The organism is Aeromonas sp. 604282 (genome assembly GCF_049170575.1).
GTDB classification, from domain to species: Bacteria; Pseudomonadota; Gammaproteobacteria; order Enterobacterales; family Aeromonadaceae; genus Aeromonas; species Aeromonas veronii_A.
This window is the reverse complement of sequence record NZ_JAAKMV010000013.1, coordinates 78730-101369: the sequence shown is the minus strand read 5'-3', so window position 1 is coordinate 101369 and position 22640 is coordinate 78730. Positions and strand designations below refer to the sequence as shown.

Below are 22640 nucleotides of genomic sequence, written 5' to 3'. Positions count from 1 at the left end.
GATGCGCGATGAAGAGAGGTTGGTTGTGGTGGGGAAGTGGCGCTGTGGTAGCGGCGGCTGCTGTGGCATGGTGGTGGCAACCGCAGCCGACGCCGATCAGGCTGGCTGAGGTCGGGCGGGGTGATGTGCTGGTCACTGTGGTCAACACCCGGGCTGGCACCATCAAGTCGTGCCAGCGGGCCGGACTCAGTCTGCCCGGAGGCGGCGTGGTGGAGCAGATCGCCGTCAAGGCCGGGGAGCGGGTAGCCCGGGGAGATCTGCTGCTGACCCTCTGGAGTGACGATATTCACGCCGATCTTGCCCGTGCCCGTGCCCAGCAGGCCCTTGGCAAGACCCAGCGCGAGGAGCGTTGCAGCGAGGCGGCCTACTACGAGCGGGAGGCCAACCGGCTGGCCACCTTGCTGGCCAAAAACCTCACCTCCCGCACCCTCGCCGAGCAGGCCCAGAATCTGGCCGATACCCGCCGCTATGTCTGTCAGGCATCCCGTCAGCAGGAGCGGGTTGACGAGGCGCAGGTCGCCCAGGTGGAGGCTCGCTTGAGCGAGCGCCGCCTGCAGGCGCCGTTTGCCGGTGTGGTGGCAGAGGTCAACAGCAAGCTGGGCGAATACATGACCCCCTCACCGCCCGGAGTGGCCATGCCTCCGGTGATCGATCTTATCGATGATAAGTGTCTGTATGTCTCAGCCCCCATCGATGAGGTGGATGCCGCCCGCCTCAAGGTGGGCCAGTCTGCCCGGGTACTGCTCGATGCTATGCCCGGGCGCGATTTTGCCGCCACCGTCACCCGCATCGCCCCCTATGTGAAGGAGCTGGAGAAGCAGGCCCGCACCGTGGAGGTGGAGGCGGCGCTCACCGCTGTGCCCACCGATGTACCCCTGCTTATCGGCTACAGTGCCGACCTTGAGGTCGAGGTGACCCGCGCCACCGATGTGCTGCGGGTAGCGGCCAGCAGCCGGGCCGACGATGGCAGTGTGCTGCGGCTGGAAGGGGATAAGCTGGTGCGGGTGGTGCCCCGTTGGGGCGTGGAGAACTGGAACTGGATTGAAGTCGCCGAGGGGCTCGCCGCCGGTGATCGGCTGGCCGCCCAGCCCGGACAGATTGTCGGGGAGGGCCCTTTTGGCGCCGCTACGGAGCAGGCGGATGAGTGATCTCATTCGCCTTGATGCCGTCAGCCGTCGTTTCACTCTGGGGGGGAGCGAAGTGGCCGCCCTCGATCGCGTTTCCCTGCGGGTTGCCGAGGGGGAGTATCTGGCGGTGATGGGCCCCTCGGGCTCCGGCAAATCGACCCTGCTCAATGTGCTGGGGCTGCTGGATCGGCCCGATGAGGGGCGTTACTGGCTGGGAGGGGAGGATACCGCCACCCTGTCAGAGCCGGCGTTGGCCCAGCTGCGCGGCCATCGCATCGGTTTTGTGTTCCAGTCGTTTCACCTCATCTCCCGCCTCACCGCCCGTGAAAACGTCGAGCTGCCGCTGATGCTGTGCGGGATCGCCCCCGCCGAGCGCCATCGCCGCAGCCAGCAGTTACTGGGGGAGCTGGGGCTGGAGAACCGGGCCGGACACCGCCCTGCCGAGCTTTCCGGCGGTCAGCGTCAGCGGGTAGCCATCGCCCGGGCCATGGCAATGGCGCCGCGGCTGATCCTTGCCGACGAGCCCACCGGCAATCTCGACTCCCGCTCCGGGGAGGAGGTGATTACCCTGCTGGAGGAGCTCAACCGGGAGCAGGGGATCACGCTGGTGGTGGTAACCCACGACTCGCGCCTCGGTGATCGGGCGGGCAGGCGGATCCTGATGAACGATGGCCGCATCAACATTGATAGCGGCGGTGGCTGAATGCGGCGCCCCGATGTGATCCGCTTTGCCGCCGTGGCCTTGTTGCGTCAGCGTTCACGGGCGCTGGTCTTGATCCTGGCGGTGAGTCTGAGCGTCACCTCGGTGCTGCTGCTCACCGCGCTGGGAGAGGGGGCGAGGCGCTATGTGGCCGACCAGTTCAGTTCCCTTGGCAAGGATCTGCTGGTGATGTTCCCGGGCCGCAAGGAGACCACCGGCGGGCTGCCGCCGGTCACCGGAAACAGTCTGCGGCAGATCACTCTCGATGATATGCACTACCTTGGCCAGCACCAGCCAAACGTGCGGCTGGTGCCGCTGGTGATGGGCTTTGCCGAGGCCAAGCAGGGGGCGCGGCTGCGCCAGACCATGCTGCTTGGCAGCAGCAACGGGCTGCGTGATACCCACGGGCTGGAGCTGCTCTCCGGCCGCTGGCTGCCGGGGGATGCCGCAGAGGATCGCCCGGCCGTCCTGCTCGGGGCCAAGGTGGCCCGTGAGCTGTTCGGTCAGGTCGATCCGGTCGGCCAGTGGCTGCGTTTTGACAATCGCCGCTTTCGGGTGGTGGGGGTCTTCACCAGCCAGAGCAGCAATCTGGGGATGGATATGGCCGAGGCGGCGCTGATCCCGGCCGGTAGCGCCATGCGGCTGTTCAACACCGAGGGGCTGTTTCGGCTGCTGATCCAGCCGCTGGCGGGGCAAGCCGTGCCCCCGCTGGTCACGCGACTGGAGCAGCTGATGCAGGGGCGCCACGGGGTGCTCGATGTGACCGTGGTGCGCCGTGACGCCATGCTGGCCACCTTCTCCACCATTCTCTCGACTCTCACCCTGGCAGTTGCCGGCATCGGTGCCATCAGCTTGCTGGTCTCGGGCATCATGATGATGAATCTGGCGCTGATCAGCACCCGCCAGCGCACCGGCGAGATCGGCCTGCTCAAGGCGCTGGGGGCCGACAGCCGCCAGATCCGCCAGCTGTTTTTGTGGGAGGCGCTGCTGCTGAGCGGCAGTGGCGCGCTGTTTGGCACTGTGTTGGGCTATGCCCTGGTTGCCCTCGCCGGAGTGATTTGGCCCGGATTTCCGGCGGCGGTTCCTCTGCTTGCTACTTTCTGCACCATACCGGCGGCCCTGCTGACCGGGCTGTTTTTTAGCTGGCTGCCCGCCTCCCGGGCGGCACGGCAAGATCCGGTCAGTAGCCTGCGCAGCGGGCAGTGGATCGGTGGTTGATGCGCGCCGCCGATCTGCTGTTCTGGCTCTGGCGCGCCTTGCTGGCGGGGCGCAGTCGCAGCCTGCTGTCGGCGCTCGGCATTGCCATCGGGATCGCCTCTGTGACCCTGCTCACCGGCATCGGCGAGGGGCTCAGGCTCTATCTGCTCGACAGCTTCTCCCAATTTGGTACCCGGCTGATCGCCGTAACCCCGGGCAAGACCGAAACCGCCGGCGGCCCGCCCGGCATCCTCTCCAGCAGCCGTCCCCTGCTGCTGGAGGATGCCGATGCCCTCGCCAGATTGGCAGGGGTAGAGGCGGCGCTGCCGGTGGTGCAGGGGCAGGGGGAGGTGCGCAGCCGCGGATTGACCCGCAGCACCGCCATTCTGGGCACAGGTCCGGCTGCGCTCTCAGGCTGGCGGCTCACCCTGGTGCAGGGACGTTTTCTGCCCGCGGATGACAGTGCCATGCCCCGTGCCTATGCGGTGCTGGGTGCCAAGGTGGCAGCAGAGCTGTTTCCCGGCGGCGATGCGCCTGGCAGTCTGCTGCGCGCCGGTGATCGCCGTTTTCGGGTGGCCGGGGTATTGGCCCCCAAAGGGCAATTTCTCGGCTTTGATCTGGACGACATGATCTATCTGCCCGCCGCTCACGCCCAGGCGCTGTTCAACAAGGAGGGGTTGCAGGAGATCGATGTCATCTATCGCGCCGGGCAGACGGAGGCCGACATTACAGCCCAGATCCGGCGGGTGCTGATCGCCCGCCACGGCGCCGAGGATTTCACCCTCACCTCCCAGCAGGACATGCTGACCAGCCTCGACAAGATCCTCTCTATCATCAAGCTGGTGGTTGGCGGGCTCGGCATTATCTCGCTGCTGATCGGGGCGGTCGGCATCTTCAGCATCATGAGCATCGCCCAGCAGGAGCGGATCCCCGAGGTGGGTCTGCTGATGGCGCTGGGCTGTCCGCGGCGGCGTATTCTATTGCTGTTCCTACTCGAAGCCGTGGTGCTGGCGCTGCTGGGCGGGGCCATGGGACTGGCCCTGCTCGGCGGGCTCAAGCTGCTGCTCACCCTGCTGGCGGCCGGCTTGCCGCTCACCCTCCATCCTCTCTATCTGCTGCTGGCGCTCGGTTGCAGCGCTCTGGTTGGCCTGCTGGCCGGGGTCGCTCCCGCCTTGCGGGCGGTACGCCTCGATCCCGTGGTCGCCCTGCGGGGAGACTAGGCGGTCCCTTCCGCAATAGGCAAGCAGCGTTCTGGTCTGAACTGGGGGAAGTAACGACGATCCGCCTGACTCATGTGTCCGACCACCAGCTCCTGAATGATGAAGTTGAGCAGCTCGTCGTTGCCCAGCGTCCCCGCTTTGGCGGCGAGGAGCAACTGGCTTGCCTTGTTGAGCAGGCGCAGGTGATCCTGACGGTGACTGGCGAGTTCCCGATAGTCGATCTCCACCAGCATCTGCTCTTCAAAAGCGAAGTGATGGCGGGCCATCTCTAACAGTCTCTCAAGACTATCCAAAAACGGAGCAGGGTTGTCGTGCTGAGCTTTCATCCGCTCCAGCAGCCGATTGGTCAGCACGAACAGCTGACGATGCTCGGCATCGATACGCGGGTGACCGCATTCGTGGCCGGGTTGCCACTGCAGGGCACCCTGTTCCGGATCAAGGCCCGGGGTAAAGAGGCAGACCCGGCCGCGGCCGCGATGCTTCGCCTGATACATAGCCTGATCGGCGTGGTGCATCAGGGTTTTGGCATCCTCCCCGTGCTCGGGATAGAGCGCCAGCCCGATACTGCTGGAGATAAGCAGCTTCTGCTCCTCCAGTTGGAATGGATGGCGCAACTGCTGGTGCAGCTTGTCGGCCACCGCCAGCACTTCGTCGCCAGTCTCCGGCAGCAAGATAACGAACTCGTCGCCCCCCAGCCGTGCTACCAGGTCCTGTTTGCGCACGCAGTGGCTCATCCGCTCGGCCACCAGATTGAGCAAGATATCCCCGGTTTCATGGCCGAAGGTATCGTTTATCGGCTTGAAGTGATCGAGATCGATAAACATCACAGCCAATGGACGAGGCGTCTCCTGCTCCAGCAGCTCCTTGAGTCGTTGTTGCAGCAAGCGGCGATTGGGTAGGCCAGTGAGGGAGTCATAGAAGGCGAGGCGGCGCATCATCTCCTCCCGCGCCGCCCGCTCGGTGATATCCCGGGTGACCCCGAGGATCGCCTCCGGTTGGGTCTTGTGGTTACCATGAAGGGTAGTAATGGTCTCGGTCGCTACCAGATGGCCGTCCTTGTGGCGCAACTGGGTGCGAATGACGCGGCGGGTCTGGTCATGCTCTCCCCGTAACCATGCCTCCAGGGTGGCAGAGATCTCTTCGCGCAGCAGTTGTCTTGAAGCATCCGGCAGCAGCTGTTTGAGGGGCAGGGCAAACAGCTCTGGGGCCTCGTAGCCGCTCAGGGAGGCGATGGCCGGACTGATATAGCGAAAGCGCAAGCTGGCGGCATCCATGGTCCAGATCACATCGGCGCTGTTCTCCGCTACGAAGCGGTAGTGTTGCTCACTCTGGGCTAGCTCGCGGGTTAGCCGTTGGCGATCCAGCGCCTCCTGACGCAGGCGCAGGTAGAGGTGCAAGAAGATGCCGAGCAGGGTCATCAGGGTAAAGGTGATAAGCATGGCCACCGCCACGCTCTTGTCGAGCAGTTGCCGTTGCTGGCGCAGCCGCTCCTGCGTGGGGTCGTAGATAAAGCGGTCGAGGTTTGGCAATACCGTGAGCATGCCTGCCTCCAGATAGGTTTTGGCGATCTGCTGCCAGCGCTCCTGTTGCATATACCCGGGTTCGATAAGGTCCGGTTGCATCAATTCTCTGGTTTCGCGGGCCTCGAACTCAAGCTGTTCACGACTTGCAGCGTTGGGATACAGCGCCATGATCAGGTTGATCATCTCTTCGGGGTGTTCCATTGCATAGCGCCACCCCTTGAGGCTGGCCTGCTGGAAGGCGTATACCCGATCCTGTCGGGTGATCAGCTCCCGCTCGGAGGTAAACAGGTTGTCGCCGTAGAAGTCGAAGTCGATGGTGCGCGGACTGAAGACCCGATAGGGGATCCCTTTTTGTTGCAGATAGAAGGGCTCGGTAGTGCTGTAGGCGCTGATGGCATCCACCTTGCCCGCCAGCAGTGCTTGTATCCCCTCTTTGTAGGGGAGGGTGACCCAGTCGCGGCTGCGGGTCTGGTGGGAAAGGTAGGTCAGCAGCTCGTTGGAGCCTGGCTCCAGCATCAGTCGCTTGTTGGCCAGATCGGCCGGGTTGCGAATATCTGGCCGATCCCGCGTGAGCAGAACCAGAGGCGAGTGCTGCAGCAGTGCGGCGAGCACCACTACCGGACGACCGGCTGCCCGATCCAGCAGCAGATCACTGCCGCTGATGCCAAAATGGGCCTTTCCCGAGATCACCTCGCTGACCACATCGGTGCGGGAATCCGCTTCGCGCAGGGTCACTTGCAGACCGGCCTCCCGATAAAACCCCTTGGCGATGGCCGCATAGTAACCAGCAAACTGGAACTGGTGTTGCCATGGCAACTGGACGATGACTTGCTCCCGGGCTCGCACGGGGATTGAAGTCAGAGTGGCGATAACCATACCGACCAGCATTGGCAGAAACCAGCTGAGGTGCTGGCGAGGGGCTGCGTTCTCCGTCATACAATGTTTCTCTCGGGAGCTGTGTCCAGGGTCTGTTGATGTCTCTGCACTAGCCACACAGCCCGCAGGGCCGGGGCTGTGGTGTCGCGCATTGCCGTGATTGGCGCGATTATCGGGTGAACTCCACTTTTGGGGAGCGATCAACCTTACCTCTCGTGCCTCGCTGCGCGTTAGAACGGACCATGGTCGCGGTCGTGGTGAAACAGCAGCAGATTCTAAGCTGGACTCAAGCACTTCTTTGTAACCTGCAAGGGGAGAACAAGTCTCTGCAACGAGGCATCGGTGGGTTGGGTAGTCATTTTGTTGTCATTCATCACACTGGATATATACATGCTGTTTCTCGTAAGCCAGGTGATTAATAAGAGATCCATATGGCTTATCTCTGTGGTCGCATTCTAGCCATTTTCTCCCGTTTTTATTGTTTCGATTGCGGCTTAACCGCGATTCCTCGGTGGTTGCACGTCAGGCTGTGTCGTTATATCAATAGATACTTTTATGGGGCGGTCAGGTGTGACGCAAATGTATCGCGGCTGCTGCGCATCGGTTAATGTGCGATGGCTCAGTGATGGTACCCCGTCAGTGTTATCATGCTGCCCCCAGTTCCGGATAAGGTCTTTTTATGTCCCGCTTGCGTCTGCTTGTCTCCGACTCTCACGATCCCCTGTTCAATCTGGCCGTTGAGGAGTGCATCTTCCGCCAGATGGACCCCGGCCAGCGGGTGCTGTTCCTCTGGCGCAATGCCAATACCGTGGTGATCGGTCGTGCCCAGAACCCGTGGAAGGAGTGCAATACCCGCCGCATGGAAGAAGACGGGGTCACCCTGGCGCGTCGCAGCAGCGGTGGTGGCGCCGTGTTCCACGACCTTGGCAACAGCTGCTTCACCTTCATGGCGGGCAAGCCGGAGTATGACAAGAGCGTCTCCACCGCCATCGTGCTGGACGGGCTCAAGCGATTGGGGATCGAGGCGTTTGCCTCCGGTCGCAACGATCTGCTGGTGGTCACCCCGGACGGGGAGCGCAAGGTATCGGGGTCGGCCTATCGGGAGACTCTGGATCGCGGGTTCCACCACGGCACCCTGCTGCTGGATGCCGATCTCGGCCGCCTTGCCAACTACCTCAACCCCGACCCCAAGAAGCTGGCGGCCAAGGGGATCACCTCGGTGCGCAGCCGGGTGGCCAATCTGTGCGAACTGCAGCCGGGGATCGACCATCAACAGGTGAGCGAGGCGCTGCAGGAGGCCTTTTTCCATCATTACGGCGCGCGAGTTGAGCCCGAGCATATCTCCCCGGAGCAGATGCCGGATCTGCCGGGCTTTGCCGAGACCTTCGCTCGCCAGCGCAGTTGGGAGTGGAACTATGGCCACGCGCCCGCCTTCACCCATCTGCTGGAGGAGCGGTTCAGCTGGGGCGGGGTGGAGCTGCACTTTGATGTGGAGAAAGGGGTCATCACCCGGGCGCAGCTCTTTAGCGATACTCTGGAGCCGGCCCCGTTTGATCGGCTGGCGGCCGAACTGGCGGGTTGCGGCTATCGAGCGGAGGCTGTTTCCGCTCGCCTGCAGCCCTGGCTGGCGGCCTTTCCGCAGCAGCAGAGTGAGCTGACGGAGTTTGCCGAGTGGCTGTTGGCCTCCCTGCGTTGAGGGCTGCGCTGATGGCGGTCCGGTAGTGAGGGCGCTGTCAGCCAGGATGGGAGCAAGATCACGAAATATAAAGAGGCGCCTCAAAGGCGCCTTTTTGCCAGCCCTTGTGATGGCTGATACATGACAAAAAGTAGGGTAGGCCATTAGATATTGTCACTGTTGGCCCCGCTGACACAGGGGTATAACGGCCGCACACTTGCTGTACTAATGGTATAAAAATGAGTGACTTAGTTTATCTTAAAGACGACAGCGTCAATGCCGTCCACCCCGATTTCTCCGCCCGTTTCGCCACCGTCAAAGCCAACTTTTTCTCGCGTAATCCCGATCTCTGGCCCGTTTTTCGCGAACCCGGATTTGCCACCCTCAACGAATTTCGGGCCCGTGGCCTGGCGCCGGATGCCCGCCTGAACGCCTGGCCTGATGGCCGTGCCCGCCTGGCCGATCTCTGCGAGACCATGCCGGTGCCCGCCACCATGCGCACCCCGGGCGAGCCGATGGCCGAGTTGCTGTTTGCCGCTGCTCTATCGAAGGATTGGGAGAACCCCTCCAGCGTCGAGAACGTCATCACCATGTCAGCGGATCCCGCCATTTACGGTGCCCAGTTGGGCATTCTGGCCAACCCCAATCTGGTCTACTCCGAATATGCCGGGGTCGCCGAGGAGCTGGAGAAGAAGGTGGTGCGCCAGATTGCCCTGCTGGCGGGTTATGACCCCGAGCGTGCCACCGGCATCTTCACCCAGGGGGGGACCTTCTGTAACCTCTACGGCTACCTGCTCGGCATTCGCAAAACCTTGCCCGAAGCCAAGCACAAGGGGCTCGGCCACTATCAGGATTACCGCATCATCAACTCCCAGGGCGGTCACTACTCCAACATCACCAACCTCTCCCTGCTCGGGGTCGACATCGAGAACAAGACCATCCGCATTCAGGTGGGGGAGAACAATGACATCGATCTCGACCACCTCGAACGCACCCTGACCGCCTGTTTTGCCCTGAAACACGTGGTGCCCACCATCATGCTCACCATGGGCACCACCGACACCTTCGGGGTAGATCAGGTGAAACCCGTGTTCGAGCTGCGCAATCGCCTCTGCGAGCAGTTCGAGGTGGCGGTCAAGCCCCATATCCACGTCGATGCCGCCATCGGCTGGTCGATGATCTTCTTCCTGGGTTACGACTTTGCCGCCAACCCGCTCGCCATCAACAGCGCCACTCTGGCGGGGATCGAGCGCAACGTGGCGCGCTTTGCCGAGCTCAAATATGCCGACTCCTTCACCGTCGACTTCCAGAAGTGGGGCTATGTACCCTACACCTCCAGTCTGGTGATGATTAAAGAGCAGGATGACCTCAAGGCGATGGAGAATGACCCGGAGAACTTCTCCTACTTCGAGCGGGATATTCAGGGCCAGACCCACCTGCAATCCACCATCGAGTGCTCCCGCGGCGCGAGTGGTCTGTTCGGTGCCTATGCGGCGCTCAACTATATGGGGGTGGAGGGGTATCGCACCGTGCTGGCCCACTGCCTGCAAAATGCCAACTACTTCCGCTTCCGGTTAAGCCAGCTGGGCAACGTCATGCTGGTGGCGCAGGAGAATCAGGGGCCGAGCGTCGGCTTCAAGATCTACAACCCCGAGTGGGTGAGCGATCCGGAGGCCGAATTTGCCTTCGAGCTGGCCCGCTCCAGTGACCCTGCCTACAAGGTGCGACTGCAGCGCAATACCGATTACCACCGCAGCCTGTTCAAGGGGCGCGGCAAGGTGGGGCTCTACACCAACTGGGTGGAGGCGGTGGCCCATTCCGACTATGACGCCCGTGGCAAGTACTCCTACATCGCTGGGGAAAAGGCAGTCTTTATGAACCCTGCCTGCACTCGCGAGCAGATCGACGCCTTTATCGACCATATTCGCGGTTGATGGATGTTGCCCTGACAGTCGAGCGCGGCCTGTGATGGCAAGAGGCGGTCAGGGGACCTCGCCAACAGATAGACAAAGGGCAAGCCAATTGGCTTGCCCTGCTGTTTTTGCGGCTCTGTTTTTGCAGCACTGTGCGTAAGTAGTAGGGAAGGCCTAGTTCAGAGGGTCAGCAGTTGCTCGTTCTCGACAATCTCGCACCCGGCGGGCAGTTTCGAGAGGGCGATCATGGCGCGGGCCACCTGACGGGCCTCGATGGCGCGCCAGCGGGCGAGCTTGCCCACCAGCAGTGGCCGAAACAGTGGGTAGATGGTCTGAAAGATCTGCTCGGAGAGGCGCGGTGGCTGGCGATCCCCGAGCAGCATAGCGGGCCGTACGATGGCGAGCCGTGGCCAGGATTGGGCCAGCAGGGCCTGCTCCATCTCCCCCTTGGTTCGCGGATAGAGAGCCGGGGACGATGCACTGGCCCCCATGCTTGAGACCACGATGAGCCGTTGACAACCGTGGCGGCGGGCCAGATCGGCAAAGGCGACCACATAGTCGAGATCGACCCGGCGAAACGCCTCGGCAGAGCCCGCCTCCTTGCGGGTGGTGCCGAGGGCACAGAAGGCGATATCCACCGGGCGGGAGAGTGTGACGCTGGCCAGATCATCAAAATTGACCGGTAGCCAGTGGTGCGCCTCCTTGCCCGGCTTGCGACAGAGCAGGGTCAGTTCATGTTCGGCAGGCAGTTGCTGCACCAGTTCGCGACCGATCAGGCCGCTGGCTCCGGCAATCAGGATCCGGCTCATGGTGTTCTCCCGGTTTCATTCGATGATGGTTCTGATCAGCATCAGCCAATTTGCAGGCAGCTGCAATGGGAGGATATGACACGACATTCCCTGACAGGATAACGGGCAGGATACATAGTGCGGAGGCTGGATAAAACAAAACCGGCACGAGGCCGGTTTTGCGGTATATCAGAGCGGGGTATTGAAAGCTGCTGGCAGCGGGAAGTCACCCGTCACTGTGGTCAGCCTGTCATTGGCGAAGGTGACGGTGAGCTCCTTGCGCTCTTTCTCACCGCGCCCCGGCTGGAACTCATAGAGGTAGTACCAGGTGTTGGGATCAAAGCCGTCACGCAGCATGGGGGTTCCCAGTACATAGCTGACCTGCTCGCGGGTCATCCCCTGGCGCAGTTTGTCGACCTGTTTTTGTTCCACATAGTTGCCCTGGGGAATATCGATACGATAGACCAGGCTGCAACCGGAGAGGGTGAGGGCGGTCAAGGCCGCGGCAATCAGGTGTTTCATCCGCATATCGAGTTCAGATCATCCATACAGTCTTTTTTGGCTCGGCAAATCATACCGACTCCCTCCACGGAAGTAAAAAGCCATTGATCCATCAGCCAATAAAAAGGGTCGCACTGCGACCCTTTCTGGCAATCAGGCAACAATCACATTGCAGCGCGGAAGATGGCGACGATCTCTTCGTGGCTCGCCTGTTTCGGGTTGGTGAAGCCGCAGGCATCTTTCAGGGCGTTGCTGGCCAGGGTATCGAAGTCATCGGCCTTGACGCCGAGTTGCTCCAGACCGGCCGGGATCTTCACATCCAGCGCCAGCTGCTTGATGGCGGCAATGGCAGCGGCGGCGCCCTGTTCGTCGCTCATGGCGCTCACGTCCACCCCCATGTAGCGGGCGACATCCTTCAGACGAGCCGCGCTCACCTGGGCGTTGAACGCCTGAACGTGGGGCAGCAGCACGGCGTTGCAGACACCGTGGGGCAGGTCATAGAAACCGCCCAGCTGGTGGGCCATGGCGTGCACATAGCCCAGGCTTGCGTTGTTGAAGGCCATGCCGGCCAGGAACTGGGCGTAGGCCATCTGCTCGCGGGCATGCAGGTCATCGCCATGGTGAACGGCGGTGCGCAGGTGCTTGGCAATCAGTTCGATAGCCATCACGGCGCTGGCATCGGTCACCGGGGTGGCGATGGTGGAGACATAGGCCTCGATGGCGTGGGTCAGGGCATCCATACCGGTGGCTGCGGTGAGACCAGCCGGCTTGGCCAGCATCAACTCGGGATCGTTGACCGACATCAGCGGGGTAACGTGCTTGTCGATGATGGCCATTTTCACGTGGCGCGCTTCGTCGGTGATGATGCAGAAGCGGGTCATCTCGGAAGCGGTACCGGCGGTGGTGTTGATGGCGATAAGCGGCAACTGCGGCTTGGCGGAGCGATCCACCCCTTCGTAATCCTTGATGCTGCCACCGTTGGCGGCGACCAGCGCGATGCCCTTGGCGCAGTCGTGGGGCGAGCCGCCACCCAGCGAGATGACGCAATCACAGCCGTTGGCCTTGATCATCGCCAGACCCGCTTCGACGTTGCTGGTAGTGGGGTTGGGTTTGGTCTCATCGAAAACAGCGCTTTCAATGCCATGTTCAGCCAACAGGGTGGTGAGCTTGGTGACCACGCCGATCTGGTTGAGGATCTTGTCGGTGACGATCAGCGCCTTGCGATAGCCGTAACCCTTGATATCGGCGGCGGCCTCTTGCAGACAGCCGGCACCCATCAGGTTAATAGCGGGAATATAGAACTTGAATGTAGCCATGATGGACTTCCTATAGTTAGCCATTAAGTGGTATTTGAGAGCTAGGCTACCATCTAGAAAGGGATACAAAAGCATCTTGTTTACAACTTTACGGGGTCGATCACGAGTCGTTAATTAAGCGCTGAACCAGGCTTGACTTTCCCGCATCTGACTCGATTTGCAGAAAAACGTTTGTCAATTATTTCATTGAGTTAGCAAACGTTTTGCGCAATGTTTGTCACTGTCAATGCGTGGAAGTGTGAGGCGCTTCAAGGAATTGGAAAGCGCTTTCGACCATAGTTGGCGCCTCCCCGAAGAGGGGGGTAAAGGCTTGAAAGTATCATAAAGAATCATCTTAACTTGTGCCCTGACCATGCTGGCAGGGGACAACCAGGAGTCCAATATGTCTGATGTATTTCACTTGGGTTTGAAGAAAGCGGATCTGCAAGGCGCCACCCTGGCGATCGTCCCCGGTGACCCCGAGCGCGTGAAGCGTATCGCAGAGCTGTTGGATAACCCGGTGCACCTGGCCAGCCATCGTGAATTCACTACCTGGCGCGGCGAGATGGACGGCAAGGCCGTGATCATCTGCTCTACCGGTATTGGTGGCCCGTCCACCTCCATCGCGGTAGAAGAGCTGGCCCAGCTGGGTATCAACACCTTCCTGCGTATCGGCACCACCGGCGCCATCCAGCCGCACCTGAACGTGGGTGACGTGATCGTCACTACCGGTTCCGTGCGCCTCGACGGTGCCAGCCTGCACTTTGCACCGATGGAGTTCCCGGCGGTTGCCGACTTCGACTGCACCACCGCGCTGGTCAACACCGCCAAAGAGATGGGCTCCAAGCTGCACATCGGTGTGACTGCCTCTTCCGATACCTTCTACCCGGGTCAGGAGCGTTACGACACCGTATCCGGCCGCGTAGTGAGCCGTTTCCAGGGTTCCATGAAAGAGTGGCAAGCCATGGGCGTGCTGAACTATGAGATGGAATCTGCAACCCTGCTGACCATGTGCTCCAGCCAGGGCCTGCGTGCCGGTATGGTAGCTGGCGTTATCGTCAACCGTACCCAGCAAGAGATCCCGAACGCCGAAACCATGGCGAAGACCGAATCTGATGCCATCAAGATCGTACTGGGCGCTGCCCGCAAGCTGATCTGATAGCACCACAAAGAGTGGGGGGTGGGGGCCGTTGCGAAAGCACGGCCCCTATCTTTATCCGCCGTTTACCGCTTTTCCTCTCCCGTCACCCCTTTCACTGATCCCGTCGCACTCGCGCTGGTTGTCTCTACTCATTACCTCTAAAAAGGGGGCGAGCAGCGGATCTGCATCGGCTCGCCGCTCACCGGATGTGCAAAATCCAGCTCGCTGGCATGCAGCATCAGCCGCGGCGCCAGTTCGCAGCCGGGCGGCAGCAGGCCGCCATAGAGATCGCAACCGAGGATAGGGTGGCCCAGCAGCTGGCTGTGGATGCGCAGCTGATGGGTGCGGCCGGTCTCCGGCACCAGTCGCACCCGGGTTAATGGCACAATTTGCCCCTGCATCTGCAACTCCAGCCGCCCAATCACCTGATAGCGGGAGCGGGCGGGTTTGCCGCTGGCGGCGCAGATTTTCATCAGCGGAAAGAGGGCCGGATCCTTGGCGATGGGGGCGTCGATAACCCCTTCGTCGTCAATCAGATGACCGCACAGCAGGGCGCTGTAGGCCTTGCTCACAGCCCGCTGACTGAACTGCTGGCAGAGCAGGGCATTGATGGCCTTGTTTCTGGCCACCACCATGATGCCTGAGGTGCCAAAATCTAGGCGGTGCACCAGGGTGCAGCCGGGGAAATCCTGCACCAGTCGATAGTGAACCGAGTCGAGGTTCTGCGGGTTCTTGCCTGACAGACTCAGCAGGCCGCTCGGCTTGTTGATGAGCAGCAGGTGTTCATCCTCGAACAGGATCTCGATGGAGGCCTTGCAGGGCGGGGCGATAAAGGTGTCGACGATAACGGACATAGGTGGCACAGGCTGGAAACAGGGTGCGATCATACCCGAACCGGCGCGGCCGGGCGAATGGGTGGTGCGCAGCCTCGGAAAATGAACGGAATGACGTCATGCAATCTTTTGATAATGAGCCGCGTTGAGAGAGGCGGTGTGCCGTGCAAACCGCCCTGGTCAGCAACAAGGCCCCGTTTTGTGACCCCTTCCCGAGTTCATCCGAGGCTTGCTTGTTAAGGTATGGCTCCCTGTTATGTTGTAAGGACTCATCCCATGGCACTGCCCGTTATTCTCGATTGTGATCCCGGCCACGACGACGCCATCGCCCTCATTCTGGCGCTTGCCAGCCCTGAACTTGACGTGTTGGCAGTTACCACCAGCGCGGGCAACCAGACGCCGGACAAGACCCTCAACAATGCCCTGCGCATCCTCACCCTGCTGGGGCGGGACGATATTCCGGTGGCGGCTGGGGCACCGAAACCGCTGGCCCGCGAGCTGATCATCGCCGACAACGTTCACGGCGAATCGGGTCTCGATGGCCCCAAACTGCCGGATCCCGCCTTTGCACCGCAGGGGATGACGGGGATCGCGCTGATGGCCAGATGTCTGCGCGAGAGCCCGGAGCCCGTGACTTTGGTGCCGACCGGCCCGCTCACCAACATCGCCCTGCTGCTGGCTGCTCACCCCGAGCTAAAGAGCAAGATTGCCCGCATCGTGCTGATGGGGGGCGCCGCAGGGGCCGGCAACTGGACACCAGCAGCGGAATTCAATATTTATGTGGACCCGGAAGCTGCCGATATGGTGTTCAAGTCGGGCATTCCCATCACCATGTGCGGCCTCGATGTGACCCACGAGGCGCAGGTGATGGACGAGGATATCGAGCGGGTGCGCGCCATCACCAATCCGGTGGCCCAGTGCGTGGCCGGGCTGCTCGACTTTTTCATGATCTACCATCGGGATCCCAAGTGGGGATTTGCTGGCGCGCCGCTGCACGACCCCTGTACCATTGCCTGGTTGCTGGCTCCCGAGCTGTTCCACGGGGTCGAGTGCCGGGTCGATATCGAGACCCGGGGGGAGCATACCGTGGGGATGACGGTGGTGGATCGTTATGGTCTGACCGGCAAGCCAGCCAATGCGCTGGTATTGTTGGGGCTGGATCGTCCGGGCTTTATCGATCTGCTGGTGACGCGGCTGCGGGCGTTTGACTGAGCGCCGGTTCATTTTTGCAAGAAGGGGCGGGGAATGTGGAAGAGAGGCTTGGCGCTGCTGGCCGGGTTGCAACTGACAGGCTGTGCGACGCCATTCGAGCGGATGTGGCAGGGGCTGGCGACCTGTGAATTTACCGATCTCTATGTGAATGAGACGGGCAGGGCCGCCAATCTACAACTGGCCAATTACACCCCCTACAAGGTGAGCGACGGCTTTGCCTGGTACAAGGTGCACGAGGAGCTGCACGGCCTGCCGGTGGTCGGTTTTATCGTGCCCGCCTCCAGCTTCGAAGTGCACGCCCTGTTTGTCGATACCCCCATCGCCAACGCCCGCCGCTTGACCCATAACGCCTACGGCAGCGAGTTTGGCGACGAGCAGAAGCATGACGAGGGTGTGGCGCCCCTGCTGCTGCGCGACCCCAACAACCCCAAGCGATCCATCATCGACTGCACCCGTGGCGAGTCTGACGGGGAGCTGGAGGATTCGGCATTGCCCGAGTAGGGCAACCTACCACACCATCGGCCTGAAAAAAGAGGGGCCAGCCTTGCCGGCTGGCCCCTCTTTAATTCAACGCTGGGTGTGATTGCAGAGCAGTTCCCGGATCAGGGATAGCTCAGCGTCTCTTTGATAAGCGGCAGCTGGGCCTTGATCCACGCCGGATTGATGGGGCCCCAGTCGCTGATGCGGTAGTGCCCCTGCAGGTGGCGCGCCCCCTCGGTCTGCTCGAAGGCGCAGCTGATATCGAGTTCGGCCAGCGCGCTTAGAGTATCCTGCGCGGTGCGGCGTGGCATGCCGGTCGCCTCCATGATGGCGGGCACCGTATCCGTGCCCTGGCTGATCAGCCAGGCCACGTAGAGCCGCCGGTAGAAGCTGGTGCGGGTCTTGCTCGGCTCGCTCATATCTCGTCCTCAAGACGATCGAAGTAGCGCCAGGTTGCGATGGCGGCTTTGCCCATCACCAGTGCCCAGAGACCGAACCAGAACCAGCGGAAGAAGCTCCAGGTGGAAGCATCAGGCTCGGTACTCTCAATCTTGGTGACGTTGGGGAACATGGAGAACATGTTGATGCGCCAGCCGTAGGAAGTAATGATGGCCAGACGCTTTTCAAACTCCATCGACTTGGCCTTGGCCTGCACGTCGGCGGCGTTGAACTTGAAGTAGAAGGGCCAGCCCCACTCGGTATCCTCATTTCTGAACACCCGGATCTTCTCGCCGGGGCGTTCGGTATAGATGTAGTAGACGTCGGTGGTCGGGCCGTCAGCCGGGTTCTTCTGGCTGATGGGACCATCCTTGTCGGTGCGCTTCACCTCGACCCCGGTGATGGTGGCGATGGTGTGCTCTGGCAGGTAGTAGTCGAGCCAGGCGGCAGAAATGAGGGCGATGAGCCCAAGGGCAATAAAGGCGGGTTTCTTGAATCTCAGGCTCATGGTGTTCTCACGTGAGGGGAAGTGACGTGCCTCTACCATACTCACATTTGCCCCCTCAGCCCAGCCCCTTATGGCTCCGCAAGCCAAAAAATGGCGTTTAAAACAGAGACAAAGCCATTGCACCATCAACAAGAAAGGCCCTTGCGGGCCTTTTTGTCTGATCCACGTTGTGCGCTTACAGCTGGAATTGGGCCAGCTGCTTGCGTTGCTGTTCGGCGAGCTGCGAGAGTTCGTTGCTGGCACAGGCGCTCTGGCTGATGCCGGCGGAGCTCTGGCTCACGATCTCGTGAATATTGGTGATGTTGCGGTTGATGTCGGCAGTGACGCAGGACTGCTCCTCGGCGGCAGTGGCGACCTGGGCGTTGGCGTCGTTGATCTGGCGTACTGCACCGGTAATGCCGCTCAGCAGATCCTGCACCTGAGCTGACAGGCGTTGGTTATGACCGAGGATCTCCAGGGTTTCCTGCACGCCGTTGTTGGCGGATTGGGACTGGCTCTGCAGCCGCTCGATGATGGCCTGGATCTCCTTGGTGGAGTCCTGGGTACGGGCTGCCAGCATTCTCACTTCGTCGGCGACGACGGCAAAACCGCGTCCGGTTTCGCCGGCACGGGCCGCTTCGATGGCAGCATTGAGCGCCAGCAGGTTGGTCTGCTCGGAGATCCCCTGGATCACTTCAATCACCTTGCCGATCTGCTCGGACTGGGATTTGAGCTGGGCTACGATGGCGGCGGCATCTTCCAGGCTGCCTGCCATCCGGCTGTTGGCTGCGATGCTTTCGGTAAAGAGGGCGAGCCCCTGTTCAACCCTGCCATTGGCCTCCCGCGCCAGCTCATCGGCGATAGCGGCGTTGTGGTTGACGTTGTCAGCGGTGCTGGAGAGTTCGGTCACGGCGGAGGCGACCTGTTCGATCTCGCTGTGCTGCTGCTTTGCATTGGCCTCGGACTGGGTCATCACGGCGGCCAGCTCGGTGGCGGCGGAGGCGACGCTGTTGCTGATCCCGGTCAGGTTCTCGATGGTGCTACCAAGTTGCCCCAGAGTGAGGTTGATATCTTTGGCCAGACGGGTCAGCTCGTTGTTGCCCTCCGCTTTGGCGCGCACGTTGAAGCGCCCTTGCGCCACGGCGTGCATCACCTCTTGCAGCTGACCGATGGGGCTGACGATGCGACCGGAGAGGACCCAGCCGCAGATCAGCGCCGCCAGCAGGGTACCAGCGGTGAGCAGCAGGGTACGTAGCAGGGTGGCGTCATAGTGAGCCTGCTCTTCGGCCAGCTCTTGCTGGATCAATTGGTTGATGTGGGCGGACATACTGTCGATCTGTTTGATCAGCTGCTCACCCAGTTCGCGGAAATGGAGGCGGGCCGCCTCGTAGGCGACCGGATCGCCACCTCCCTGATGCTTTTCTGCCAGTAACGGCAGCATATTATTTCGGGTGTGGCTGAGGTAGGCCTGCAGGGCAGCAGCGACCTGACGGTTATCCTGCTCGGCACCGGGGACAACCAAGCGACCGAGGATGGCATTGATCTCCTGCTCGGCGCTGTTGAGGTTCGCGGGCAGTGCGGCAAACAGCTTGGCATCGTACAGGCCATAGATGGCGCTGGTGCGCAGCCGGTAGGTGGTGTGGATCAATGTGGCAATATCGTCCTTGTGCCGGACTACGCTCTGGGTCGTCTCATCTATGTCACGGATGGCATCGTCCAGCCCCTGTTTACTGATGGCGATCATTACCATCATCAGCAGGCTGGCCAGCAGCAGCGGTATCAGGACCTGGACACGTATTGATAGATTATTCAATGACATAAATGGCTCTAATCCGAAATGGGAGGAGCTGACATATTACACATCTACGTCAGGAGCTGTCACAGTCTTTTATTGCTGAAATTTGCTGAAGAAAAGGTTTTTCCTTGTGCGAAAGGCACCATATAGGCATGATTGAGCGCTTAATCCCCTGAATATGTGGTACAACTGGCCGGGTTGTGTCAACCCTGTCCCGTTTTCGTGATTTCTCGCTCTCGTCATATGGAGGTGTGCTGTGTCCAGCTGGATCGATCCGGCCATTCTGGCTCTGTTTATTCCGACCTTTTTCTTTGTCTCGGTGACCCCCGGCATGTGCATGACCCTGTCGATGACGCTGGGGATGAGCCTGGGTGTGCGTCGCACCCTGCACATGATGTGGGGGGAGCTGATCGGCGTCGGCCTGGTCTCGGTGCTGTCGGTGATCGGGGTTGCTGCCATCATGCTCAACTATCCGGGGATCTTCGCCGCCTTTAAATACGTAGGGGGCGCCTATCTGGTGTGGCTAGGTATCCAGATGTGGCAGGCCAAGGGGAAGATGGCCATTCCGGCGGATCTCTCGGCCGGTCAGCAGACCAGCGCCATGGGGCTGGCGGTGCAGGGCTTTGTCACCGCCATTGCCAACCCAAAGGGATGGGCCTTTATGATCTCCTTGCTGCCCCCCTTTATCTCCGCCGACAAGCCGATGGCGCCGCAGATCAGCGCGCTGGTGGCGCTGATCCTGGTCATCGAATTCTCCTGCCTGCTGCTCTACGCCAGCGGCGGTCGTACCCTGCGCCACTTCCTCGCCAAGAGCGGCAACGTCACCCTGATGAACCGCATCGCCGGTACCCTGATGTTGGGAGTGGGGGTCTGGCTGGCGCTCGGTTAAGAGCCGTCAGTGACCCATGCCACCAAAGAAAAATGCCACCGGTCGGTGGCATTTTTAATGGGCGCAGGGTAGCTCAGCGCGGTTTGAAACGCTCGACCCAGGGGTTGGCGGTGAGGCCGTGCAGGACGACGCTCAATATGATGGTGCAGAGCACAGTGGCGATGATGGGCCGCTGGCCGATAAGGGCAGGCTGGTTTTGCAGCACCATCACCGCAAAGACGATGCTGGCAAGGCCCCGCGGCCCGAACCAGCCGATAAAGAGCTTGAGCTCGGGCTTGAGGCCGGTGCCGATGAGGCTCAGCCAGACCGGCACCATCCGCAGCAGGGTGAGGCTGGCAATGGCATAGAGCCAGTATTGCCAGTGCAGCAGCTCGGGCAGGATGGGCATCAGGGTGGCACCAAACACCATCCAGATCACCACGGAGAGCAGGTCGCCGTAGCCTTCGCAGCTGTCCATATAGGCGTGCTTGTGCTCGCCCAGGCGGCGTCCCATTAGCAGGCCACCAACGAAGGCGGCGATAAAGCCGCTCCCTCCGAGAGTCTGGGCCAGCGCAAAGCAGAGCAGGGCCAGCCCCGGCATGGTGAGCTGGCGCCAGAGCGGCAGTTGCCAGCCGTTGAGATAGGAGATTTTCAGCAGCCGGATAGTGAGGCTGGTCAGTACATAAGCGACCAGGAGACCAATGCCGATCTCCTCCAGCATCAGGGTGAGGGCCAGAGTGGCGGTGCCTGCATGCTGTTCGGTGGGGGCAATAAGAGCCAGCAGCAGAAGCAGCACCGGTACGCAGATGCCGTCGTTGAGGCCACTCTCCTGATTGAGCCCTTCACGCACCGGTGCCGGTACGGCCGGGTTGCTTACCACCGCCTTGCCGAGCGCCGCATCCGTGGGGGCAAGAATGGTGGAGAGGATAGCCATCTCCAGCAGTGGCAGGTCGGGGAAGATCCAGTGACCAAATAGGGCGCCACAGAGCAGGGTAAGAGGCAGGCCGATCATCAGCAGCCGGATGGGGAGCTGCCGGTTGGCCAGCAATACTTGCCAGTTGGTGTTGGCGGCATCGTTGAACAGCACGATAACCAGCGTCAGCTCGGCCAGCAGCTTGATGCCGTCACTGTCGATAGAGAGGGAGAGCAGCTCCAGCCCGCCAGGCCCCAGCAACCAGCCGGTCAGCAGAAAGAGCAGGGGGCCGTTGACCAGTTTTGATTCGAAGCGCCCCGCGATCAGGCTGTAGATCAGCAAGAAGGCGGCGATCACCGCCAGATTCTGGTAAAGCAGATGTGTATCCATACAAGCTCCCTTGAAACCATCTTGTCAGGGCTGTTTAACTGCCATCCTGGCCCCGGGTTATGCCCGATATTCTCAGTGATTAACTCTTCGTTGCCGTAACTGTGCGCACACCTTGTCCAGAGTGGCTGTGCCCATCACGCCTGCCGAGGCAGATCAATCGGTCAGACAGTCGGGGTCGAACACATACTCCCCGTCCAGCCAGCGCACGATTTCGTCGACACAGGATTGGTCGCGAAACGGCAGGTAGCGGGCCTTGAGATGGGCCACCTGCTCAGGGGTCAGCTGGGCCAGCCCTATGTCCTGAAACAGCGGCAGGTCGGCCTCGAACATCGCCGAGATCTGCGGGCCACAGGTGGCGTTGAGGGCGGCGTGCAACGCCTTGCCGGGGTCGTACTGCTTGCCGAGTCGGTAGCTCATTGGCAGGGTGGCGAGGGGCAGGGCGGAGAGCGCCGCCTGCTTCATCGGGTTGACCGCATGGCCAGAGACCAGCTCCGCCAGCTCGGCGGGGCGGTTCTCGAAAGCGCGCAGGTGCAGGTAGCTGCTCGCCTTGCTGCCATCGTTAACCGGGTAGTTGTCCCAAAGGAAGGGCTTGCGGCCGAGCAGGTCGGTCACCTGCTTGAGGTGGCTGGCCGGATATTCGCTGGAGCAGACCTTGGGGCCGGTCCAGAAGATCTCGAAACGGCGGTCGAGTTGCTCGCCAAGCTCCTCCAGATAGCGGGGAGGCATGGCGCCAAACACCTTCTCCAGCACCGGATCGGTCGAGTAGTAGCTGGGACAGAAGATGAGGCGGGTCGCCTTGCTGTGGGCCGCGATATCGTGGGCGATGGTGAGCTGGTGACGGGCCAGATCCGGGGTATCCCCCTTCATGTCGTCAAACAGCACCGCCAGGATATCGGGCTGGAGCATCTCGTCGATGAAGCGCACTTTCTCAAGCAGCGCCGGGCGTTTGCGATCGTAGTCGTGATGGGCCCCCATGGGGCTTAAGCCCACCCCGAAGGCGAGCCCGTTGGCGCGGCACTGGCGCGCCAGCTCGGCGAGATCCGCCAGCTGCTGCTCGGGCCAGGGGAGGGCCCAGTGCTTGCGCAGATAGCCATCCTCTTTCGGTGCATAGATATAGAAGCCGTAACCGTGGCGTGGCAGCCACTGTGCGTAGCGGGCGCGGGCCTGCCAGCTCCATCCCTTGCCAAAAAAACCTTCAATGACCCCCAGATTGGCAGCTGGGGGGAGGGGGCCGGACAGCAAACTTTGATATGGCATAACGCTCTCCC

At 61.4% G+C, this 22640-nt stretch carries 20 protein-coding genes; 10 read left to right on the top strand and 10 right to left on the bottom strand.

The annotated features are described in order from the left end of the window. Positions 1-8: 8 nt before the first annotated feature. The 4 genes from G5367_RS15485 to G5367_RS15470 are packed head-to-tail and all read left to right on the top strand — an operon-like array spanning position 9 to position 4244. Complete coding sequence (locus tag G5367_RS15485) at positions 9-1148, top strand: efflux RND transporter periplasmic adaptor subunit (RefSeq protein WP_421244602.1); 1140 nt, start codon at positions 9-11, stop codon at positions 1146-1148. Beyond that, complete coding sequence (locus G5367_RS15480) at positions 1141-1830, top strand: ABC transporter ATP-binding protein (protein WP_216979148.1); 690 nt, start codon at positions 1141-1143, stop codon at positions 1828-1830. The genes G5367_RS15485 and G5367_RS15480 overlap by 8 nt, the downstream gene beginning before the upstream one ends. Then, on the top strand, positions 1831-3045 hold the full coding sequence (locus tag G5367_RS15475; protein ID WP_421294618.1) for an ABC transporter permease: 1215 nt from the start codon (positions 1831-1833) through the stop codon (positions 3043-3045). Beyond that, positions 3045-4244, top strand: a complete 1200-nt coding sequence (locus G5367_RS15470) for an ABC transporter permease (protein ID WP_421294616.1) — start codon at positions 3045-3047, stop codon at positions 4242-4244. Before G5367_RS15475 ends, G5367_RS15470 begins: the two co-directional genes overlap by 1 nt. Here G5367_RS15470 and G5367_RS15465 read toward each other — a convergent pair. After that, positions 4241-6703, bottom strand: a complete 2463-nt coding sequence (locus G5367_RS15465) for a diguanylate cyclase domain-containing protein (RefSeq protein WP_216979146.1) — start codon at positions 6701-6703, stop codon at positions 4241-4243. The two genes, G5367_RS15470 and G5367_RS15465, sit on opposite strands and share 4 nt — an antisense overlap. A gap of 619 nt (positions 6704-7322) precedes the next feature. Between G5367_RS15465 and G5367_RS15460 the strand changes: the two genes are divergently transcribed. Both G5367_RS15460 and G5367_RS15455 read left to right on the top strand, forming a co-directional pair. Continuing rightward, positions 7323-8339 (top strand): lipoate--protein ligase A, encoded by a 1017-nt coding sequence (locus tag G5367_RS15460; protein WP_421244605.1) that lies wholly within the window; start codon positions 7323-7325, stop codon positions 8337-8339. Between the two features lie 218 nt (positions 8340-8557). Then, complete coding sequence (locus G5367_RS15455) at positions 8558-10252, top strand: pyridoxal phosphate-dependent decarboxylase family protein (RefSeq protein ID WP_421244606.1); 1695 nt, start codon at positions 8558-8560, stop codon at positions 10250-10252. A 158-nt stretch (positions 10253-10410) separates the two neighbouring features. On the opposite strand, the gene G5367_RS15450 is transcribed toward G5367_RS15455, so the two are convergent. From G5367_RS15450 to yiaY, 3 genes are all read right to left on the bottom strand, one after another. Beyond that, positions 10411-11040, bottom strand: a complete 630-nt coding sequence (locus G5367_RS15450; RefSeq protein ID WP_288726925.1) for an NAD(P)H-binding protein — start codon at positions 11038-11040, stop codon at positions 10411-10413. A gap of 168 nt (positions 11041-11208) precedes the next feature. Then, entirely contained in the window at positions 11209-11547 is a 339-nt protein-coding gene (gene bamE, locus G5367_RS15445; protein ID WP_005344334.1) for an outer membrane protein assembly factor BamE, read from the bottom strand. A gap of 137 nt (positions 11548-11684) precedes the next feature. Beyond that, the gene (yiaY, locus tag G5367_RS15440) at positions 11685-12836 is read right to left on the bottom strand and encodes an L-threonine dehydrogenase (protein WP_421244607.1); all 1152 of its coding nucleotides are present in this window, start codon (positions 12834-12836) and stop codon (positions 11685-11687) included. Between the two features lie 382 nt (positions 12837-13218). Between yiaY and udp the strand changes: the two genes are divergently transcribed. Beyond that, positions 13219-13974, top strand: coding sequence for a uridine phosphorylase (udp, locus tag G5367_RS15435; RefSeq protein ID WP_005344336.1), 756 nt, complete (start codon positions 13219-13221; stop codon positions 13972-13974). Between the two features lie 140 nt (positions 13975-14114). On the opposite strand, the gene G5367_RS15430 is transcribed toward udp, so the two are convergent. Beyond that, positions 14115-14843 (bottom strand): RluA family pseudouridine synthase, encoded by a 729-nt coding sequence (locus G5367_RS15430; RefSeq protein WP_421244608.1) that lies wholly within the window; start codon positions 14841-14843, stop codon positions 14115-14117. A 222-nt stretch (positions 14844-15065) separates the two neighbouring features. Between G5367_RS15430 and rihA the strand changes: the two genes are divergently transcribed. Both rihA and G5367_RS15420 read left to right on the top strand, forming a co-directional pair. After that, positions 15066-16001: a pyrimidine-specific ribonucleoside hydrolase RihA gene (gene rihA, locus G5367_RS15425; RefSeq protein ID WP_216979141.1), complete on the top strand. Its 936-nt coding sequence runs from the start codon at positions 15066-15068 to the stop codon at positions 15999-16001. 33 nt (positions 16002-16034) lie between these two features. Further along, positions 16035-16502 carry a hypothetical protein gene (locus G5367_RS15420; RefSeq protein WP_216979140.1) on the top strand — a complete coding sequence of 156 codons (468 nt, stop codon included), beginning with the start codon at positions 16035-16037 and terminating at the stop codon, positions 16500-16502. 101 nt (positions 16503-16603) lie between these two features. Here the strand turns inward: G5367_RS15420 and G5367_RS15415 are convergent, their stop codons facing one another. The 3 genes from G5367_RS15415 to G5367_RS15405 form a co-directional block, all read right to left on the bottom strand. Further along, positions 16604-16900, bottom strand: a complete 297-nt coding sequence (locus tag G5367_RS15415) for a winged helix-turn-helix domain-containing protein (RefSeq protein ID WP_005344341.1) — start codon at positions 16898-16900, stop codon at positions 16604-16606. Next, positions 16897-17427, bottom strand: coding sequence for a DUF1523 family protein (locus G5367_RS15410; RefSeq protein ID WP_005344342.1), 531 nt, complete (start codon positions 17425-17427; stop codon positions 16897-16899). The genes G5367_RS15415 and G5367_RS15410 overlap by 4 nt, the downstream gene beginning before the upstream one ends. A 175-nt stretch (positions 17428-17602) precedes the next feature. Further along, complete coding sequence (locus G5367_RS15405) at positions 17603-19225, bottom strand: methyl-accepting chemotaxis protein (protein WP_216979139.1); 1623 nt, start codon at positions 19223-19225, stop codon at positions 17603-17605. Between the two features lie 232 nt (positions 19226-19457). Between G5367_RS15405 and G5367_RS15400 the strand changes: the two genes are divergently transcribed. Continuing rightward, positions 19458-20090 (top strand): LysE family translocator, encoded by a 633-nt coding sequence (locus tag G5367_RS15400; protein ID WP_069554739.1) that lies wholly within the window; start codon positions 19458-19460, stop codon positions 20088-20090. A 73-nt stretch (positions 20091-20163) separates the two neighbouring features. On the opposite strand, the gene G5367_RS15395 is transcribed toward G5367_RS15400, so the two are convergent. Then, positions 20164-21372 (bottom strand): cation:proton antiporter, encoded by a 1209-nt coding sequence (locus G5367_RS15395; protein WP_319920183.1) that lies wholly within the window; start codon positions 21370-21372, stop codon positions 20164-20166. Between the two features lie 153 nt (positions 21373-21525). After that, a complete protein-coding gene (locus tag G5367_RS15390; RefSeq protein ID WP_421244609.1) occupies positions 21526-22629 on the bottom strand; it encodes a beta-N-acetylglucosaminidase domain-containing protein in 1104 nt (367 codons plus the stop codon). Positions 22630-22640: the final 11 nt, after the last annotated feature.

Excerpts from the sequence above, each read along its gene's own strand:
- G5367_RS15485 (WP_421244602.1), top strand. The coding sequence starts at position 9 with ATGAAGAGAGGTTGGTTGTGGTGGGGAAGTGGCGCTGTGGTAGCGGCG.
- G5367_RS15480 (WP_216979148.1), top strand. The coding sequence starts at position 1,141 with ATGAGTGATCTCATTCGCCTTGATGCCGTCAGCCGTCGTTTCACTCTG.
- G5367_RS15475 (WP_421294618.1), top strand. The coding sequence starts at position 1,831 with ATGCGGCGCCCCGATGTGATCCGCTTTGCCGCCGTGGCCTTGTTGCGT.
- G5367_RS15470 (WP_421294616.1), top strand. The coding sequence starts at position 3,045 with ATGCGCGCCGCCGATCTGCTGTTCTGGCTCTGGCGCGCCTTGCTGGCG.
- G5367_RS15465 (WP_216979146.1), bottom strand. The coding sequence starts at position 6,703 with ATGACGGAGAACGCAGCCCCTCGCCAGCACCTCAGCTGGTTTCTGCCA.
- G5367_RS15460 (WP_421244605.1), top strand. The coding sequence starts at position 7,323 with ATGTCCCGCTTGCGTCTGCTTGTCTCCGACTCTCACGATCCCCTGTTC.
- G5367_RS15455 (WP_421244606.1), top strand. The coding sequence starts at position 8,558 with ATGAGTGACTTAGTTTATCTTAAAGACGACAGCGTCAATGCCGTCCAC.
- G5367_RS15450 (WP_288726925.1), bottom strand. The coding sequence starts at position 11,040 with ATGAGCCGGATCCTGATTGCCGGAGCCAGCGGCCTGATCGGTCGCGAA.
- bamE (WP_005344334.1), bottom strand. The coding sequence starts at position 11,547 with ATGCGGATGAAACACCTGATTGCCGCGGCCTTGACCGCCCTCACCCTC.
- yiaY (WP_421244607.1), bottom strand. The coding sequence starts at position 12,836 with ATGGCTACATTCAAGTTCTATATTCCCGCTATTAACCTGATGGGTGCC.
- udp (WP_005344336.1), top strand. The coding sequence starts at position 13,219 with ATGTCTGATGTATTTCACTTGGGTTTGAAGAAAGCGGATCTGCAAGGC.
- G5367_RS15430 (WP_421244608.1), bottom strand. The coding sequence starts at position 14,843 with ATGATCGCACCCTGTTTCCAGCCTGTGCCACCTATGTCCGTTATCGTC.
- rihA (WP_216979141.1), top strand. The coding sequence starts at position 15,066 with ATGGCACTGCCCGTTATTCTCGATTGTGATCCCGGCCACGACGACGCC.
- G5367_RS15420 (WP_216979140.1), top strand. The coding sequence starts at position 16,035 with ATGTGGAAGAGAGGCTTGGCGCTGCTGGCCGGGTTGCAACTGACAGGC.
- G5367_RS15415 (WP_005344341.1), bottom strand. The coding sequence starts at position 16,900 with ATGAGCGAGCCGAGCAAGACCCGCACCAGCTTCTACCGGCGGCTCTAC.
- G5367_RS15410 (WP_005344342.1), bottom strand. The coding sequence starts at position 17,427 with ATGAGCCTGAGATTCAAGAAACCCGCCTTTATTGCCCTTGGGCTCATC.
- G5367_RS15405 (WP_216979139.1), bottom strand. The coding sequence starts at position 19,225 with ATGTCATTGAATAATCTATCAATACGTGTCCAGGTCCTGATACCGCTG.
- G5367_RS15395 (WP_319920183.1), bottom strand. The coding sequence starts at position 21,372 with ATGGATACACATCTGCTTTACCAGAATCTGGCGGTGATCGCCGCCTTC.
- G5367_RS15390 (WP_421244609.1), bottom strand. The coding sequence starts at position 22,629 with ATGCCATATCAAAGTTTGCTGTCCGGCCCCCTCCCCCCAGCTGCCAAT.